This window comes from Pikeienuella piscinae (assembly GCF_011044155.1).
Taxonomy (GTDB): Bacteria; Pseudomonadota; Alphaproteobacteria; order Rhodobacterales; family Rhodobacteraceae; genus Pikeienuella; species Pikeienuella piscinae.
Map to the genome: position 1 here is coordinate 4,005,484 of NZ_CP049056.1, position 16,583 is coordinate 4,022,066.

General features: G+C 66.3%; 14 protein-coding genes. 5 read left to right on the forward strand and 9 right to left on the reverse strand.

What is annotated here, in order from left to right:
• Positions 1-2 precede the first annotated feature (2 nt).
• Positions 3-509, reverse strand: coding sequence for a flavin reductase family protein (locus G5B40_RS19070; protein WP_165102145.1), 507 nt, complete (start codon positions 507-509; stop codon positions 3-5).
• A 556-nt stretch (positions 510-1,065) separates the two neighbouring features.
• Here G5B40_RS19070 and G5B40_RS19075 point away from each other — a divergent pair.
• Together G5B40_RS19075 and hpaR are read left to right on the forward strand one after the other, a co-directional pair.
• Positions 1,066-2,286 (forward strand): META domain-containing protein, encoded by a 1,221-nt coding sequence (locus G5B40_RS19075; protein ID WP_165102148.1) that lies wholly within the window; start codon positions 1,066-1,068, stop codon positions 2,284-2,286.
• 72 nt (positions 2,287-2,358) lie between these two features.
• A complete protein-coding gene (hpaR, locus tag G5B40_RS19080) occupies positions 2,359-2,853 on the forward strand; it encodes a homoprotocatechuate degradation operon regulator HpaR (protein WP_165102151.1) in 495 nt (164 codons plus the stop codon).
• On the opposite strand, the gene G5B40_RS19085 is transcribed toward hpaR, so the two are convergent.
• The 6 genes from G5B40_RS19085 to ccrA all read right to left on the reverse strand — a co-directional run bounded on the left by G5B40_RS19085 (position 2,831) and on the right by ccrA (position 9,940).
• The gene (locus G5B40_RS19085; protein WP_165102155.1) at positions 2,831-4,285 is read right to left on the reverse strand and encodes a DUF2125 domain-containing protein; all 1,455 of its coding nucleotides are present in this window, start codon (positions 4,283-4,285) and stop codon (positions 2,831-2,833) included. The two genes, hpaR and G5B40_RS19085, sit on opposite strands and share 23 nt — an antisense overlap.
• A gap of 72 nt (positions 4,286-4,357) precedes the next feature.
• Positions 4,358-5,833 carry an ATP-dependent DNA helicase gene (locus tag G5B40_RS19090; RefSeq protein ID WP_425500070.1) on the reverse strand — a complete coding sequence of 492 codons (1,476 nt, stop codon included), beginning with the start codon at positions 5,831-5,833 and terminating at the stop codon, positions 4,358-4,360.
• 171 nt (positions 5,834-6,004) lie between these two features.
• Positions 6,005-6,394 (reverse strand): acyl-CoA thioesterase, encoded by a 390-nt coding sequence (locus tag G5B40_RS19095; protein ID WP_165102160.1) that lies wholly within the window; start codon positions 6,392-6,394, stop codon positions 6,005-6,007.
• 71 nt (positions 6,395-6,465) lie between these two features.
• Complete coding sequence (gene cls / locus G5B40_RS19100) at positions 6,466-7,884, reverse strand: cardiolipin synthase (RefSeq protein ID WP_165102162.1); 1,419 nt, start codon at positions 7,882-7,884, stop codon at positions 6,466-6,468.
• The gene (locus G5B40_RS19105; RefSeq protein WP_165102164.1) at positions 7,881-8,597 is read right to left on the reverse strand and encodes an endonuclease/exonuclease/phosphatase family protein; all 717 of its coding nucleotides are present in this window, start codon (positions 8,595-8,597) and stop codon (positions 7,881-7,883) included. Before G5B40_RS19105 ends, cls begins: the two co-directional genes overlap by 4 nt.
• Before the next feature lie 89 nt (positions 8,598-8,686).
• The gene (gene ccrA, locus G5B40_RS19110; protein WP_165102167.1) at positions 8,687-9,940 is read right to left on the reverse strand and encodes a crotonyl-CoA carboxylase/reductase; all 1,254 of its coding nucleotides are present in this window, start codon (positions 9,938-9,940) and stop codon (positions 8,687-8,689) included.
• 322 nt (positions 9,941-10,262) lie between these two features.
• Between ccrA and G5B40_RS19115 the strand changes: the two genes are divergently transcribed.
• Positions 10,263-11,012, forward strand: a complete 750-nt coding sequence (locus G5B40_RS19115) for a fibro-slime domain-containing protein (protein ID WP_165102170.1) — start codon at positions 10,263-10,265, stop codon at positions 11,010-11,012.
• A gap of 84 nt (positions 11,013-11,096) precedes the next feature.
• On the opposite strand, the gene G5B40_RS19120 is transcribed toward G5B40_RS19115, so the two are convergent.
• Positions 11,097-12,476, reverse strand: coding sequence for a 1-acyl-sn-glycerol-3-phosphate acyltransferase (locus G5B40_RS19120; RefSeq protein WP_246209645.1), 1,380 nt, complete (start codon positions 12,474-12,476; stop codon positions 11,097-11,099).
• A gap of 245 nt (positions 12,477-12,721) precedes the next feature.
• Positions 12,722-13,030 (reverse strand): hypothetical protein, encoded by a 309-nt coding sequence (locus tag G5B40_RS19125; RefSeq protein ID WP_165102173.1) that lies wholly within the window; start codon positions 13,028-13,030, stop codon positions 12,722-12,724.
• Between the two features lie 590 nt (positions 13,031-13,620).
• On the opposite strand from G5B40_RS19125, the gene G5B40_RS19130 reads away from it, so the two are divergent.
• Together G5B40_RS19130 and G5B40_RS19135 are read left to right on the forward strand one after the other, a co-directional pair.
• Complete coding sequence (locus tag G5B40_RS19130) at positions 13,621-14,100, forward strand: hypothetical protein (RefSeq protein ID WP_165102176.1); 480 nt, start codon at positions 13,621-13,623, stop codon at positions 14,098-14,100.
• Positions 14,101-14,484: 384 nt separating this feature from the next.
• Complete coding sequence (locus tag G5B40_RS19135) at positions 14,485-16,464, forward strand: protein meaA (RefSeq protein WP_165102178.1); 1,980 nt, start codon at positions 14,485-14,487, stop codon at positions 16,462-16,464.
• Positions 16,465-16,583: the final 119 nt, after the last annotated feature.

Here is a 16,583-nt window from a genome sequence, read left to right on the forward strand (position 1 = left end):
GCTCAGGGCGCGGGGTCGGTGTCGAGTGAAAAATAATCTCCACGCGAATAGCCGAGCGGGCGCTGGCTGTTATGGTCGAACCCGGAGACCCGCCCAATCAGGATCATATGGTCGCCGGCGGCCAACTGGTCATGCAGCCGGCAGTCGAACCAGCCGCAGACACCGGCGAGCACCGGCCCGCCCACCGGGCCGGGGCGCCACTCGACACCGCTGAACCGGTCCTCCGTGCGCCGTGCGAAGCGGTCTGAAAGCGATTGCTGATCGTCCGCAAGGATATTGACCGCGAAACCGCCTGAGCGCTGGAACGCCGACAGACTGAGCGACCGACGCGAGATGCACACCAGAACCAGCGGCGGGTCTAGCGAAACCGAGGTAAAGGCGTTCGCCGTCAGTCCGACCGGCGCGCCGGCGGCGTCGATCGTGGTGACGATGGTGACGCCCGTCATGAAGGCGCCGAACGCGTCGCGGAGCGCGCGGTCGTGTCTTGCTTCCGGCGTCAGTCCGCTCATGTTCCCGTCCAATCAGCGTCGGGCGCACAATAGCCACCGCGCGCGGGGATGAAAGGGGCCGCGAGCCCGCCGCCGCATTTGGCGCTACTCAGCCCGGAAGATTCTTCGGTTCTCGCTTCCGGCGCGGCGCACGGGCCGCTGAACTGCGTAAGACGCCGGCGGTCTGAACCCGCGGGATCGTGACGCCGGAGGGCGTAGATCGCGCGCGACATCCGCCGAGGGCGCCGGCTCGCTAGGGAGGGATCGAGCCGAGGCGGAGATGCGGGCCGAACCTCTGGAGGAGGACCGCAATCCCCTCACTTGGCCTCGGCGCCGCGTCGGGTGGTTTCGCAGTTGTGGCGCCGCGATTGTCTTCAATCGCTTCAGGATCGACATTCTCTGCGCTTGTTGAAGAACGATCTTCGCGGCGCGCTCCACATCAGCGCCCGATTGTCCTTCAGCGCCCTCTTGGAGGGGGGCGCTTGCGCGCGCGATATGGGCGCCAGCATCACTCGCGTTGTCCGGCGCCGCTGCGGGGCATAGAATCCAGTCGATACGCCATTCGCGGGAACTCGCCATGCTAAAATTGCTGATTGTCGCGGTCCTGACTGGGCTCGCCGGCGCCGCCGTCGCCGAGGGAGCGCGCATGGTCGAAGGCGCCGCCGCCTATCGCGAGCGGATCGCATTGCCCGGGAACGCCGTTTTATCGGTCGAGATCCGGGACGCCGACGGAGAGTTCTTCGCCGGGCTCAGGCGTCGGACGAATGGCCGGCAGGTTCCGCTGGCGTTTTCGCTCAAGGCGCCATCGGGCGCGGCGGCGACGCTCCGCGCGACTGTCGAGGTTGATGGCGCGGTCCGCTGGAGCGCCGGCCCCATCGAATTCCCCGCCGGATCGGCGGCGTATGACGCGGGCGTCATTGTGCTTCGGAGCGATATCCGCCCACCGGCGCCGATCAGGTTCTCTTGCGGAGGGAAAGAAATCGAGATGACGTTTACCGGCGATGCTGCGGAGGTGACTCTGGACGGCGAGACGCTGAACCTTGTTCGTGCGCGCTCCGGCTCGGGCGCACGCTACGAGGCGCAGGGCGATCCTTCCGTCTCGATCTGGCTCAAGGGAACCTCGGCGATGGTGAGCGTTGGCGGCGAGACCCTGCCGGAATGCGCCGAAATCGGCGCGGCCCCGAATTTCCGTGCGGTCGGCGTCGAGCCGGGTTGGGATATCGCCTTCACCGGCGACCGTGTCGCGCTCACCACAGGCTACGGCGCGGAACGGCGCGAGGCGGTCCTGCCGCCGCCGGAGAAAGGGCGGAACATGACAATCTATGTCATCGCCGCGCTCGATGCGACGGTTCGGATCGAGAACAGCATTTGCCGCGACCTCGCAACCGGCATGCCTCACCCAAAGACGGTCGTGGTCGAACTCGGTGAGCGGCGGCTTGACGGGTGCGGCGGCGCGCCGCTCGATCTGTTGACCGGCGCCGAATGGCTGGTGGAGGATATCGGCGGCGCCGGGGTTATCGACAATTCGCACGCTACGATCACGTTCGGCGCGGATTGGCGCGCATCGGGCAGCGCGACGTGCAACCGGTTCAGCGCGGATTTCACCCTGACGGGTGAAACGCTGTCCTTCGGGCGCGCCGCAGTGACGATGATGGCCTGCCCGGAGGCGCTGATGAACCAGGAGCGCCGTTTCACAGAGGCGCTGGAGCGCGTGGCGGGCTTTGACATCAACCCGACCGGAGCGCTGAACCTGAAATCGGCCGATGGCGCCGTTTTACTCCGCGCGCGGAGGGACTGACGCATCGGTGAAGTTGCTTTCATTTGAAAGCGATTTCTTAACATGCTACGTATCTCGCGGTCGGAGGTCGGCATGACGGAACCTGCAGGCGGACTCAGACAGTTCGAAAAATCGCTGCCGATCGCGCTGTTGCGGGCGCGGGAGGCGACGATGCGGCGGTTCAAGCCGCATGTCGACGCGCATGGGCTGACGATCCAGCAATGGCGGGTGATCAGGGCTCTGGCCGATAGCGGCCCGCTCGATTCGAAAACTCTCGCCGGGCGTTGCGTGATCCTGCCGCCGTCGCTGACGCGGATCTTCCGCGCGCTCAGAGGAAAGGGCCTGATCCGGGCCGCGAAAGTGGCGGACGGCCGCCGGCACGCGGTTGAACTGACCGAAGCGGGCCGGGCGCTCTACGCAGACATGGCGATCACGTCGGAGGCGATCTACCGCGAGATCGAGGACGCCTTCGGAACGGCGCGAATGGAACGGCTGCTCGAACTGCTGACAGAGCTTCGGCGTGTCACTGAAGCGATGGGGCCGGTGCAGACGCCCGACTCCGCGCCTATTGCAACGGCCGCCCGTTGATCGTCATCGCCCCGTTCGAGACATGGATATCGGCGAGCAGGTGGTCCTCGCCTTCGCCCTTTCGCCCGTATTCGAGCGCCACGCCGGTATAGACCCGCGCCACCTCTTCCGGAATCAAGCTGGCCTCGGCGAGATCGCCGATCAGCGCCAGCGCGCCCGTCAGGTCGAGCGACAGGTCGCCATCCGGCATCGACGCGTCGCCGGCGATGTCGAGCGCGCCGGTCGCCTCCGCCAGCAGCCCCATGCCTTCGGCTCGGAATGCGCGGATCTCCAGCGTCTCCACATCGATCGGCGGCTGATTGAAGCTCTGCCCCCCGAGATCGGCGAGGATTCGCGCCGTACCCGCGAACTCCAGATTCAGCGCCATCGGCGTGCGGGGAAGCGATCCGGTCGCGTCCGTCACGCTCCAGAATGCGTCGTCCGGCTTCACGCCGTCGACCGAGAGCGTCAACTGGTAGGGCGCCGCGCCGCGCCGGATTGGCATGTCGAGCATCATCGAGAAGGCGTCCACCGTCGCTCCGCCGGCGGGCGGGTCGCGCTCCATCGCATAGAGGAGTTCGGTGGAATCGATCTCGTAGCGCGCGCGCCCCTCCCGGATCGAGGCTATCGTCTCGCTCGATCCGGCGCCGAATTCCAGCTCGTAGGGCGGCTGGCTCGGCCCGCCCGATCCGGCGCTGGCGATCTCGTAGCGGCCGGTCGCGATCGTCGCCCGGGCGGCGCCGTCGCGAGAGACGAACTCGGCGAAGTCCGCCGCGTCGAGCGCCTCGCCGGTGAAGCCGATGGCGAGGTCGGCGACGTTTATCGTTGTGCTCGTCTCGCTCACCATGTCGGGCGAGAAGGTGTAGGCGATCTCCAGCGCGGTGGCGGTCAGCTTGCCGTCTTTCCCGGCGCCCGCGAGCCTGGCGTCGAGCGCAAGCTCGTCCAACTGAATGCGAGCGTCTGAGAGCGGCGCGTCGCCGGCGGTCTGTTTCGCGCTCAACCCGCTTGCGCGGAGCATGACCGCCGCCTGTTCGTCATCTCCGGTGAGCGTGATCAGGGGCGCATCGACACGGATGTCGAAGACCACCGGCTCGGCGCCGTCCTGTCCGCTAAGCGCCGCGGATTCGATGATCAGCTTGCTTTCCGACGCCGGGCGGAGCGTGACCACGCCCGAGTCCACGAGACCGGAACCGACGCTCAGGCGCGGCAGGGACCAGCGCCAGAGCGTCGAAGCGCTCGAGAGAGAAACCCCCTCGTAGGCGACATCGTAGGCGACCGGGAAACCGCCGATCGTGCGCCGCTCGTAGGTGAAGAAGATGTCGCCGGCGCGAAGCTTGTCCACGACCCGTTGCGCCTCCGGCTCCACATAGAGCGATCGGCCGGCGAACCAGCCGGCGGTCCAGAGCGCGGCGACGCCGACGGCGCCGACCGCGATCAGCCGTGAGGTCTTCATTCGCTTCGCGCTCCTTTCAAATCCGGGGCGCACCTTCCGCGCATCGCTCCTCGGGGTCAATGCGACGAGCGGTCAGCCCAGGTCGGCGACGCCGAGCGCCCGCGCCGGCCGCGCCATCGCGTAGCGGCGGACCCAGATCAGTCGCTCCTCCGCGCGCGTCACCGCGACATACGCGAGGCGGCGCCAGAGCGGGATCCCGGCCTCGTTCCGTCCCGATCCGGCTGCGGCGTAGAGATCCGGGGCGAAGACCTGGACAGCGGGCCATTGCGAGCCCTGCGCCTTGTGGATCGTCGTCGCCGCGCCGTGAACGAAGGCGGCTCCCATGCGCGCCGCAGAGGCGATGATCGGCTCGTCGCGTCCCGGCGCCTCGATCTTGATGATCGCGGCGGCGCCCACAGTCGGCGCCTCGGCCCCGACGATATGCAGCCGGGCGAAGCCGGCGCGCTTGCCCGGTCCGAGATAGATCGCCTGCGCGCCCTTGATCAGGCCGCGCGCCTCGAGGTCGATCCGCTTCTTGCGGTGCTTGAGCGGCAACTCGATCCCGTCGCAGATCAGCGGTTCGCCGGGCAGGAGCGCGGTTTCGGGCGCGCCGTGGGCGGTGCGGAACGCCTGAATCAACCGAAGCCGCGTCGCGTTCCGCCAGACCAGCATCGGCGCCCGCGCCATCAGGTCCGGATCGGCGCGCGGCGCGATCACGATGCGTCCGTCCTTCAGCGCCGCCGCCTCCACCTCGGCCTCGAAATCCTCGAAGCCGATACCGTCGCGCAGCGCGTGGGCGAGATCGAGGATCGGATTGTCCGCGCTTTGCCGGTGAATCCGGCTCAGCATCGGTTTCGAGGCCTCGGGAAGTTTCTCGAACACCATCGAGCCGGACTGCCCGACCGGGGCGAGCTGCGCCGGGTCGCCAAAAAGGATGAGCGTCGAGAATATCTCCGTCAAATCCTCGAACTGCCGCTCGTCGAGCATCGAAGCCTCGTCGACCAGCGCGACGTCAAGAGGTTCTTCGCGCCGTGTCCAGCCGGTGATGAAATCGGAGCCGGAAAGCCCGGCGATCGCCATCGCGCCGGGAACCGAGTCGTGCATGTCGTAGAAGTTCTTGATCCGGTCGAGCATCGCATCGTCAAGACCTTCGACAGCGGGCCTGGGCGCGCCGGTCGTCGTCAGCCATTTGGCGATCTTCTCGAATTCGGGGTCGTAGACGGGAATATAGAGAATGCGATGCAGCGTCGTCGCCGGAACCTTGCGGGCCCGAAGCACCGAGGCCGCCTTGTTGGTCGGCGCCAGCACCGCGAAGCTCCGCCTGCCGCGGGCGCGGCGCGGCTCGTAGTCGCCGCCGACCGGCTCAAGCCCGGCCTCCGCCAGCGCTCCGGCGATATCGACCAGGAGCGCGGTCTTGCCGGAGCCCGCCTTGCCGAGCACCGCGAGCGCCGCCGCCGGTCCTTCGCGCGGCGCCGGACCCAACTCGCCCGAGGCGAGGTCGACCCCGGCGGCGCGGAGCCGCGTCACGATCGCGTCCCGCGCCCGGCTCTGGTCTTCGGAGAATTTCATACGCTTCCCTATACCTGCGGCCGACATGTCGAGACGGGCGAGAAGGCCGCGGCCTTGTTCACGTTCAGCAACGCGCCCCGAAGTGGCGCGAATTGGCCGCGACAATGACGGCGGGCGCGATGAAGCGCTGTCGGGTCAATGGGTTCAAGGCGCATCGTGATTGGGGAGTTCTTAGTCGACCGGCAGGGGGCGCGGCTTCCCGTCCCGGTCGATGGCGACGAAGATCATCCGCGTTTCGGCCACCCGCCGTTCATCGCCGTTCTCCGCGTTGAATATTCGGACCTCCACATCCAGCGTCATTGATGTGCGGCCGAGTTCCGCGACGGTTGGAAAGATGGAGACCACGTCGCCGACCCGCACCGGGTGGTGAAAGCGCATTTCGCTGACCGCGACCGTCGCGACACGCCCCCCGGCGAGCGATCGCGCGAGGACCGACGCGCCGAGATCCATCTGCCCCATCAGCCAGCCGCCAAATATATCGCCATTGGCGTTGGTGTCCGCCGGCATGGCGATGGTCTGGAGGGCCGCGCCAGGGCGCGGTCCGGGGGTGGGGGTGGGCATGGGCGGCGCTCCGCTGCTGGCGGGGACGACGATAGGCGGCGCGGCTGGATATTGGAAGCGCCGGGCGCGCGTCAAAGCAGCGGCGCGAAGAGGCGGGCGATCGGCGCGCCATGACGCTTCAACGGCGTCGCGTTCTCGAGCCGGATTTCGTAGGGGTCGGCGGCCTTGAAATCCGCCTCCAGCATTCGCGCGACCTCCTGCGCCGGCTCTTCGCCGAATAGCAGCGCAGTCACCTCGAAGTTCAGCCTGCAGGAACGGATGTCGAGATTGATCGTACCGATCGACGCGATCCTCTCGTCCACGACTAGCGCCTTCTGATGCATGAATCCGTCACGATAGCGCCAGATGCGCACGCCGGCCGCGCGCATTTCGTCAAAATAGGCGTAGGCGGCGAGCCAGACGGTCAGGTGATCTTTTTTCGCAGGCAGCAATATGCGCACGTCAACTCCGCGAAGCGCGGCGAGTTTCAGCGCCGAGAGCGTGTCGGTGTCCGGAACGAAATAGGGCGAGGCGATCCAGAGCCGCTTGGTCGCGCCACCGATGACGTTGAGAAAATAGAGGCTGCCTGTCTCCATCGGATCCGCGGGACCGGGCGCGAGGATCAGCGCGTCCGCGCCGCCCTCGACAGGCGCCGCGGTCCATACAAGATCGGGCGTCTCGTCGCTCGACCAGTGCCAGTCTTCCATGAATACCAGCTGGAGCTGCGCGACCGCAGGGCCGCGCAGCATCAAATGCGTGTCGCGCCAATGTCCGAATTCGGGGTCGCGGCCCATGTATTCGTCACCGACGTTGAGCCCGCCGACGAATCCGACCGCGCCGTCGACGATGACGATCTTCCGGTGATTGCGAAAATTGAGCTGGAACGGGTTTCGCGGGCGTCTGATGGCGTGGAAGTTGCGCACCTCCACGCCTGCCGCGCGCAGTCGGTCGATATAGGCGTCGGGGAGGCTGGCGCTGCCGATCGCATCGTAAAGCAAGCGCACCTTGACCCCGTCGCGGGCGCGGCGAATGAGGAGTTCGGCGAACGCGCGGCCGAGTTGGTCGTCGCGTATGATATAGTAGCAGGCGACGATGTATTCCTTCGCCGCCTCGATCGCCTCGAAGATCGCGCCGAACGTCGCGGCGCCATCGACGAGGATCCGGTATTCGTTGCCGGCGACGATCGGCATATGCGCCAATTGCTCGAACGCGCGCGCCCGGGTCGCGCCGCGTTCGGTCAGCGTTCCGACCGAACCGCCATGCGCTGCACGCTGCGCATCGAGCGCGGCGACGACGCGTTCGGATTCCCGCCGCATCGAAATATAGCCGGGATAGCGGGTGTGCCCGAGAAAGAGATAGGCGGGGACGGCGATGATCGGCGCCGTGAGCAGGAACACCACCCAGCCGACCGAACCCTGCGGCGTACGCGCCGTGCGCGTCGCCCTCAGCGCGAAAACCCCCGCGAAGAGCCAGAGTACGGCGAGAAACGCCGCGCCGAGGGCGGCGATCATCGGGGCGGCTCCTTCTTCCTGCGGCGCGGCGCGAGTTCGGCCCATATCGGCAGGTGGTCCGACGCGTCACGCGCAAGCGCAGAGCGGTGAACGCCGCATCGGCGAAAGCGGAGCGCGGTGGAGGCGAAAATCCGGTCGAGACGCGCGACGGGGCGCGAGGCGTGAAACGAGGCCCGTGTCGGCGCCTGTCTGAGGCGCCGCGACAGGATCTCCGCGCAGCCGCGTCGCGTGCGCCACTCGTTGAAATCACCCATGACGACTTCGTAGGCGTCATCATCCTCCGCGTCGAGCGCTTCCAGTATCGCGCGGGCCTGCGCGATGCGGTTAATCGGCCGGAGCCCGAGATGGGCGCCGATCACGCGAAACGAATGGCCGCGGACGGCCAATTCGGCCATCAGCGCGCCACGCGGCTCCAGAAACGGCAGGGTCACTCGCTTCAGGCTTCGCACTTCGACGGCGTCCGAGACGAGGATCGCATTGCCGTGCCAGCCGTGACTGCCGCCCGAGTCGGGTAGTTCCGCGAAACGGAGCCCGGCTTCGGCCAGCTTCGCTTCCTGAAGCGTTCCGCGCCGCGTGCCTAGACGGCGATCGGCCTCCTGCAGGGTCACCACGTCCGCGTTCAGTTCACCGAGGACGGTCGCGACGCGCAATGGGTCGCGGCGCCAGTCGAGCCCGACGCATTTCCGGATATTGTAGCTGGCGACCTTCAGCATTCAGCGCCCCGGTTCCCCGTCGCCCGCGCGGCGGATCGTTCGAACGCCTTATTGTTCCTTAAGACGGCGCAACACCAGCCGCGCGTCGCTCATGCCTCGCGCGCATCCTCCACCGTTCGCAACCCGGTCGCCGGCGAAGAGACCAGCACCGCCATGTTGCCGGGTTTGTGTTCGTTGCGGAGCATCTTCATATGCGCTGCGGGAATGTCCTTCCATTCGAAGACCTCCGACATGCAGGGGTCGAGCCGACGCTCGAGCATCAGTTTGTTGGCGGCGCTCGCCTGCTTGAGATTGGCGAAATGAGACCCCTGAACCCGCTTCTGGTGCATCCAGAGATAGCGCGCGTCCATCGTTAGGTTATAGCCCGTGGTGCCCGCGCAGATCACCACCATGCCGCCGCGCTTGACGACGAAGACCGAGACCGGGAACGTCGCCTGGCCGGGATGCTCAAACACCATGTCGACATTGACGCCCTTGCCGGTGATGTCCCAGATCGCCTTGCCGAACTTCCGCACCTCGCCGAACCAGGTCTTGTATTCCGGCGTGTTCACCGTCGGCATCTCGCCCCAGCAGTTGAAATCCTTGCGGTTCAGCACGCCCCTGGCGCCGAGGCCGAGCACGAACTCGCGCTTGTCCTCGTCCGAGATCACGCCGATGGCGTTCGCCCCGGCGGCGTTGATCAACTGGATGGCGTAGGAGCCAAGCCCGCCCGAAGCGCCCCAGACCAGCACGTTGTCGCCCGGCTTGAGGATATGCGGCCGGTGGCCGAACAGCATCCGGTAGGCGGTGGCGAGGGTCAGCGTGTAGCAGGCGCTTTCCTCCCAGGTCAGGTGCGCAGGGCGCTCCATCAGTTGCTGGGACTGGACGCAGGTGAACTGCGCGAAACTGCCGTCCGGCGTCTCGTACCCCCAGATGCGTTGCGAGGGTGAGAACATCGGGTCGCCGCCGTTGCATTCCTCGTCGTCGCCGTCGTCCTGGTTGCAGTGGATCACCACCTCGTCGCCGACCTTCCAGCGCTTCACCTTGTCACCGACCGCCCAGACGATCCCGGCGGCGTCAGAGCCGGCGATGTGGAAATCCGCGCCATGGACGTCGAAGGGCGAGATCGGCGTGCCGAGTCCGGCCCAGACGCCATTGTAATTCACTCCCGCCGCCATCACGAGAACCAGCACCTCGTTGCTGTCGGGTTTCGGCGTCGGCACCACTTCGAGTTGGAAGGATTTGTCGGGCTCGCCGTGCCGTTCGCGCCGGATCGTCCAGGCGCGCATTTCGGCCGGGACATGGCCGAGCGGAGGGATTTCACCAATCTCGTAGAGATCCTTCACCGGGGCGTCGAGGGCCATGTGCTGTCTCCTGCACCTTCCGCGCGCCAGATATGGAGCGCAAGATTCGTTCAAAATTCGACCTATGTTGCTAATTACATTATCGCGATTTGAGCGCAAGTGCGATTGTGCAGTGCAGCGGAACAGCACGGATGGCACGGATTATCCACCATAAGTATAATTTTAATCAAATTTGCAAGTTATACGTTAGGCGCGTGGCGGTCGCGCGTATGATATTTTGCAAGTGTTGGGGTTCCGATCATGCTAGAGTGGATTTTCACGTTGAGTTTTAATTAAACTCACCCAATGATCACCTCACGTTTTTCAATGTGGAGGTGATGTGATGCGCAGTGTGTTCTTGTTTCCAGTCACCGTCACTGCGGGGCTCGTCCTTTCGGCCGGTGTGGCCTCGGCGTTGACGCTTGGCGGCACGGTCAGGGATTTCGATAACACCCATCCGAATTTTGGGCAGGGCACGCCGTTCGGGCTGCTGGCGGATGGGCAGGTGGTGTCTTCTGCTCTCACCGGCGCGGCCCCGTCGCCGATCTTCGTGGAGGGCGACCGGACGAATCCGCCGGTGAATTTCACCACGCACGACGATTACAATGAATGGTGGACCGGCGGCGTCGCCAGTCCGTACGACGTGGTATTCAGCGAATCCGGCGGCGTGCAGAGCTTCGACGGCGCCGCTTCGACGCCAGGATCGCAGTTTTTCCCGGCCGGGAGCAACAACTACCTGTTCACGCTTCAGTTCGGCGGCCTGCTCAGCTTCGAGGACGGCGACACGTTCAGCGCCTCCTCCGACGACGATCTCTGGATCTTCGTCGACAACAAGCTGGTGCTGGAGCTGGCGGGCGTCCATTCGCCGGCGAGCGATTCGTTCTCCGCTGCGGACCTGATGCTGCTCGGTCTCGTCAGCGGGCAGAACTACGCGTTCGACGTCTTCTACGCGGAGCGGAACGTCACGCAGGCGCAGCTCAATCTCAGCACTGACATGACGATCTCCGCGGTGCCGCTTCCGGCGGCGCTGCCTCTGTTCCTAGGCGGGCTGGCGTTTCTCGGTTTCGTCTCGCGGCGTCGCGCGACGGCATAGTCCGTAACGGCGTTTCGGCGCATGGAGCGGCCCCCGCGTGGGGCCGCTTTTCTTTTGGCGCGGCCGCCTGCGCCCGCCGTTTCGTCAAGGCCGCAGGTGCGCGATGGAGCGCGCGTAGAACTCCAGCAGACGGGTCTCATCCGGCGCGGGCCGGATCTCGCCCGCGGCCTCGATCACCAGGCGGCGCAACATCAGCGCCCGGAGGCCCGATTCGATCGCCGATTCGATGGTGTCTTGCGGCAGGTGCAGATGCGCGCCAGCGCCCTGCACCGTTTTGGCGAGCGCCCGCGCCCGCGCTTCCAACGCGGCGCGCGGCGTCGGGTGCTTGGCGTCGAGGAGCGCCGCGGCGACAAGCGCGACCGGGAGGACGGGCGTCACCGCGCCGATCCGGCGGATCAGTTCGGCGCCCAGCGGCGTGACCCCGGGCGCGTGCTGCGCGATCCAGTCGCGAAGCGAAAGCGGCGCGCCGAAACCGACGCTGGCGTAGCCGAAACGCTTCGTCGCGCCGGTCAGCCGCCCCAGAGCATGCGCGGCGAGAAAGCGGAAGGCGCGGAAGGGGCGGATGTCGAAGCGCCCCGCGCCATGCTCTCCCTCCGCGCCGAGCAGGATTCTGTCCTCCAGCACGCGGTCGTAATTGAGGCCGACGGGGACGAAGACCACGTCGCGCGCCCCGGCCGGATCGAACCCTTCGAGGATATAGGAGAGGAGGCCGAGCTTGGGCGGGCCGAGCGCGCCGTCGCGCGAGAGCCCGCCCTCGGGAAAGATCGCCTGGGTGACGCCGCCCTCGGCCGCCATCTGGACGTAGCGCCTGAGCACCGCCCGGTAGAGCCCGTCGCGCTCACGCCGGCGGATGAAATAGGCCCCCATGCCGCGGATCACGCGCGAGAGCGGCCAAACCCGCGCCCATTCGCCGACCGCGTAGGAGATCGTGACGGAGTCCGAGGCGAGATGGGTGACGAGGAGATAGTCGACATTCGAGCGGTGGTTGATGACGAAGATCACCGCCGCGTCCGGATCGATCTTCGCCAGCGCGCGCCGGTCGAGCGCCCCGAAGCGGACGTGGTAGAGCCAGTTCGTGATCCAGCGGCTGACCCGCGCGCCGAGCCCGAAATAGACCATCGCGGAAAAACTTGGCGTAATCTCCTTGGCGTATTCCTCGACCTGGCGAAAGGCGATGTCGCGCGGCATCCCGGTCTTCCGGACATGGGCCTCGACCGCGCGCATCACCTCCGGGTCATGGGTGAGTCGCCCGATCAGGAAGCTCCGCCGCATCAGCACGAAGGGGCGGATGTGGAGCGAGAGCCGCCGGTTCAGCCGTTCGACCGCCCGCTCGAAACGCCGGCGGAAATACCAGCGGAACGAGGGCGCGAGGACGCGGTCGAGAATCGCCACCCCGGCCGCGAGCCCGCCGATCACCGCCAGCCAGATCGGAATCTCGATCACCCCCTGCATGAGGCGGAGCATGGAGCGGGCGGCGCGGCCCGTCCAGCGCGGCTTTCAGTGGGGAAAAACGTGGCGCCGCGTGCGTTATCGCACGCGATAAGGGGGGCAACGCATTGAGATCAAAAGAGGATTGGAAAGTTCATGTTTGAGTAACCATGCGGAGGCGCGTTCCGGAACGTCGCGCGGCGCGGCCCTGAGGACAGGATTGCGCCGTCGCGGTCGACCGTCCGGCGGCGGGAACCGGCCCGCCGCCGGGGCAGAGCCGGTTACTTGTCCGGGCGCATCATGGCCTCGCCGACGGTCATGTGCGGGTTGGCGACGCAGGCGGCCTCGGCCGACGCCGAGAGATCCTCGGAGGTCAGTTCGCCGTCCGAGGACGCGCTGCTCGAAGAGGACGAACTCGCGGTCGCGCTTTCCATCCTCTCTTCGTGCATGGCCTCGATGGCGGTCATCCGGTCCTCGGACCCCATGTCCATGTATTCCTGGCAACTCACGTCGTTCTTCATCTCATCCGCAGCGAGGGCGGGCGCGGCGAAGCCGGCGGTGAACGCCAGGGCGATTGCGGTGCGTTTCATGCCGTTCCTCCTTCATGCTTGGTCCCGTTCGGGGACATGTCCGCATAACCCGCAGAGGCGGCGCGGGGTTCCGTCCGGTCTCGAACGATCAATCGGATTCGGTGTCCGGCGCAATCTGTCGCCATCCATTTCCGAACGGGTCGGAAGGACAAACGGGGGCGTTTTCAGCGCGAACGCGTCGTGGCGCCGGCCACCGAAATCGACACGGAGTTTTCGGAATGTCGGCTTCGAGTATGTGAAACGGTCATGAAGGTGACGAAACCCGTAAGGGTTTGGCCAACGGTTCCGGCCACCGGACTGTCGGTGATCTCCGCTGAGCTTCAGCTCCCGTCAGAAGCGACCGTTTTTGAATTGAATGTTGTGGCATGGGCTTATTGAAAGCCTGGCGGTCGAATCGGAGTTGTCCGACAGTACCATACCAGACGTCCGTACCCGCGAATTGAATTCAGGAAATTGCGAAAACGAAATTCCTGATCGAAAATTCCTGATCGAACAAGCGTCTCAATCGGCCCTCCGGCCCGTGACGGCTATTTTGCTTTGCTGGTTGCTCCCAATCAGTTAGCGTACGCGCATTCAGAGGGAGGGGACCCGTGAAACCAGCAAGTCTCGCGGTTTTGTTCGCCTTGGCCGCAGGTCCGGTATCCGCAGGAGAACTGTTTTCGGGCACGCATACCTATCGGCCCGATTATGAACAGTGGAACCCGGTTCCCGCCGCCGGTTGGTGGACCGCCACTATGGTGGGAGAATACGAGGCGGTGTCCGGCCCGATCCCCGCAGGGAGGATCGAGTGCCGCGGCGGCGGCTATTGGAACAAGTCCATTCGCGAGGCGAATGGGGTCTGCGTGTTCGGCGAGGCGAGTGATACCTGGATGCTGCGCTACCGCGCGACCGAAATCGATCGGGCAAGCCGGACGACGGCGGGGTACATGCCCATAGGCGAATGGACCGTCCTGGCCGGCACCGGGCGATACAATGGCATGACCGGTTCGGGAACCTACCTGGCCGAGGGCGCGGTCGCCGAGGGCGGCAAGTATCGGACCCGCTGGGAAGGAGAGGTCACGATACCCTAGCGAGGGCGGATAACTCATTCGACGCTCGCTGAAACTGTTCAGTCTGTTGGTTCGGGCTCTTCGCTGCCATGCGGGGGTTTCCAAACTCATATGTTCTTGACCCGCTCCGAGGAGATCGGACTTCGTCGGCTTTGTCCGCGCAGCGGCCGAGCTTCGTCCCGGGCTCCTGGATGATGGGCCTCCGTTCAGACGGACATCACCCTGTCGCGAGCGCATTTTCTGCCCCGGCTTCGCCCTCGCCAGGGCGCAAGCACATGTCCGGGCCCACTGGGGCGGGACCGCGCCGCCGGGTCACAATCTCAAAGTCCATATCGGCTCTTGCGAAATAATCTTGCGCGGGTATTTTTGCCGCAGCGCAACATGATCCGACTCGCGAGGCCGTGAATGTCCGACCGCCCAAGTGACCGCGCCGCCGACCGGCCCTGGCTGTTTCGCACCTATGCCGGGCATTCGACGGCGGCGGCCTCCAATGCGCTCTATCGGGGCAATCTGGAGAAGGGACAGACCGGGCTTTCGGTGGCTTTCGATCTGCCGACGCAGACCGGCTATGACAGTGATCATGTGCTGGCGCGGGGCGAGGTCGGCAAGGTCGGGGTTCCGATCTCCCATCTCGGCGACATGCGGGCGCTCTTTGACCAGATCCCGATCGAGGAGATGAACACCTCGATGACGATCAACGCGACGGCGGCGTGGCTGCTTGCGCTCTATGTCGCGGCGGCGGAGGAGCAGGGGGCGGATGTCTCGAAGCTGACCGGGACGGTTCAGAACGACATCATCAAGGAGTATCTGAGCCGCGGAACATACGTCTTTCCGCCGGAGCCGTCGCTGCGGCTGATCTCCGACATCGCCGCCTGGACTTACGCCAACGCGCCGAAATGGAACCCGATGAATGTCTGCTCCTATCACCTGCAGGAGGCGGGGGCGACGCCGGCGCAGGAGCTGGCCTTCGCGCTGGCCACCGCCATCGCGGTTCTGGACACGGTGAAGGCGCGCAAGGCGGTTTCGGATGAGGATTTTCCGAAGGTGGTCGGGCGGGTCTCCTTCTTCGTGAACGCCGGCATCCGGTTCGTGACCGAGATGTGCAAGATGCGGGCGTTCTGCGATCTCTGGGATGAAATCTGCCGTGAGCGCTACGGCGTCGAGGAGGCGCGCTACCGGCGGTTCCGTTACGGCGTTCAGGTCAATTCGCTGGGGCTGACCGAGCAGCAGCCGGAGAACAACGTCTACCGGATATTGCTGGAAACGCTGGCGGTGACGCTTTCCAAGCGCGCGCGGGCGCGGGCGGTGCAACTGCCGGCCTGGAACGAGGCGCTGGGCCTGCCGCGGCCCTGGGATCAGCAATGGTCGCTCAGGATGCAGCAGATCCTCGCCTATGAGACGGACCTGCTGGAATTCGACGATCTTTTCGACGGCAATCCGGCGGTGGAGGCCAAGGTCGAGGCGCTGAAGGCCGGGGCGCGGGACGAGTTGGCGACCATCGACGGCATGGGCGGCGCGGTCGCCTGCATCGACTACATGAAGGCGGCCCTGGTGGACGCCAACACCGCGCGGCTGGGCCGGATCGAGCGGGGCGAGACGACGGTTGTGGGCGTCAACCGCTACGAGACGACCGAGGCGTCGCCGCTGACGGCCGGCGAGGGCGGGGTTCTGACCGTCGATCCGGCGGTCGAGGCCGAGCAGATCGCCCGGCTGGCGGACTGGCGCGCGGCGCGCGACGACGCGGCGGTGCGCGCGGCGTTGGCGGAATTGCGCGCGGCGGCGCGGGAGGGGCGGAACATCATGCCGCCCTCGATCGCCTGCGCGAAGGCCGGGGTGACGACCGGCGAATGGGGCTTCGCGATCCGGGCGGAGTTCGGCGAATACCGGGCGCCGACCGGCGTCGGCAAGGCGGTTTCCAACGCCGCCGAAGGGCTGGAGGAGATCAGGGAGGCGGTGGCGGCGGCCTCCGCCCGGCTCGGCGGCAGGCTGAAATTCGTCGTCGGCAAGCCGGGACTGGACGGGCATTCGAACGGCGCCGAGCAGATCGCGGTGCGGGCGCGCGACTCCGGCATGGACGTGACCTATGAGGGCATCCGGATGACCCCGGAAGAGATCGTCGCGCGGGCGGAGGCGGAAGGCGCGCATGTCATCGGCCTCTCGATCCTTTCGGGCTCACATCTGCCGCTGATCGGGGAGGTCATGAGCCGGCTGCGCGAGGCGGGGCGCGCCACGCCCGTCGTGGTCGGCGGCATTATTCCGGAGGAGGACGCCGCCGCGCTCAGACAGATGGGGGTCGCACGAGTTTATACGCCGAAGGATTTCGACCTCAACCGGATCATGTTCGACATCGTCGGCCTCGTCGGTGGCGAGAAGGCGGCGGCTTGAGCGGAGGATCGCATAGACGCGCGCCGCGTCATCCACGCATCAGCGGCGCATTTTCCCGTCCAACCCGAGATTGAGCGATGCGGGCGCGGCCGTCCGCCAGGGCGGGCGCGGCGCGAAGC

Excerpts from the sequence above, each read along its gene's own strand:
- G5B40_RS19070 (WP_165102145.1), bottom strand. The coding sequence starts at position 509 with ATGAGCGGACTGACGCCGGAAGCAAGACACGACCGCGCGCTCCGCGAC.
- G5B40_RS19075 (WP_165102148.1), top strand. The coding sequence starts at position 1,066 with ATGCTAAAATTGCTGATTGTCGCGGTCCTGACTGGGCTCGCCGGCGCC.
- hpaR (WP_165102151.1), top strand. The coding sequence starts at position 2,359 with ATGACGGAACCTGCAGGCGGACTCAGACAGTTCGAAAAATCGCTGCCG.
- G5B40_RS19085 (WP_165102155.1), bottom strand. The coding sequence starts at position 4,285 with ATGAAGACCTCACGGCTGATCGCGGTCGGCGCCGTCGGCGTCGCCGCG.
- G5B40_RS19090 (WP_425500070.1), bottom strand. The coding sequence starts at position 5,833 with ATGAAATTCTCCGAAGACCAGAGCCGGGCGCGGGACGCGATCGTGACG.
- G5B40_RS19095 (WP_165102160.1), bottom strand. The coding sequence starts at position 6,394 with ATGCCCACCCCCACCCCCGGACCGCGCCCTGGCGCGGCCCTCCAGACC.
- cls (WP_165102162.1), bottom strand. The coding sequence starts at position 7,884 with ATGATCGCCGCCCTCGGCGCGGCGTTTCTCGCCGTACTCTGGCTCTTC.
- G5B40_RS19105 (WP_165102164.1), bottom strand. The coding sequence starts at position 8,597 with ATGCTGAAGGTCGCCAGCTACAATATCCGGAAATGCGTCGGGCTCGAC.
- ccrA (WP_165102167.1), bottom strand. The coding sequence starts at position 9,940 with ATGGCCCTCGACGCCCCGGTGAAGGATCTCTACGAGATTGGTGAAATC.
- G5B40_RS19115 (WP_165102170.1), top strand. The coding sequence starts at position 10,263 with ATGCGCAGTGTGTTCTTGTTTCCAGTCACCGTCACTGCGGGGCTCGTC.
- G5B40_RS19120 (WP_246209645.1), bottom strand. The coding sequence starts at position 12,476 with ATGCTCCGCCTCATGCAGGGGGTGATCGAGATTCCGATCTGGCTGGCG.
- G5B40_RS19125 (WP_165102173.1), bottom strand. The coding sequence starts at position 13,030 with ATGAAACGCACCGCAATCGCCCTGGCGTTCACCGCCGGCTTCGCCGCG.
- G5B40_RS19135 (WP_165102178.1), top strand. The coding sequence starts at position 14,485 with ATGTCCGACCGCCCAAGTGACCGCGCCGCCGACCGGCCCTGGCTGTTT.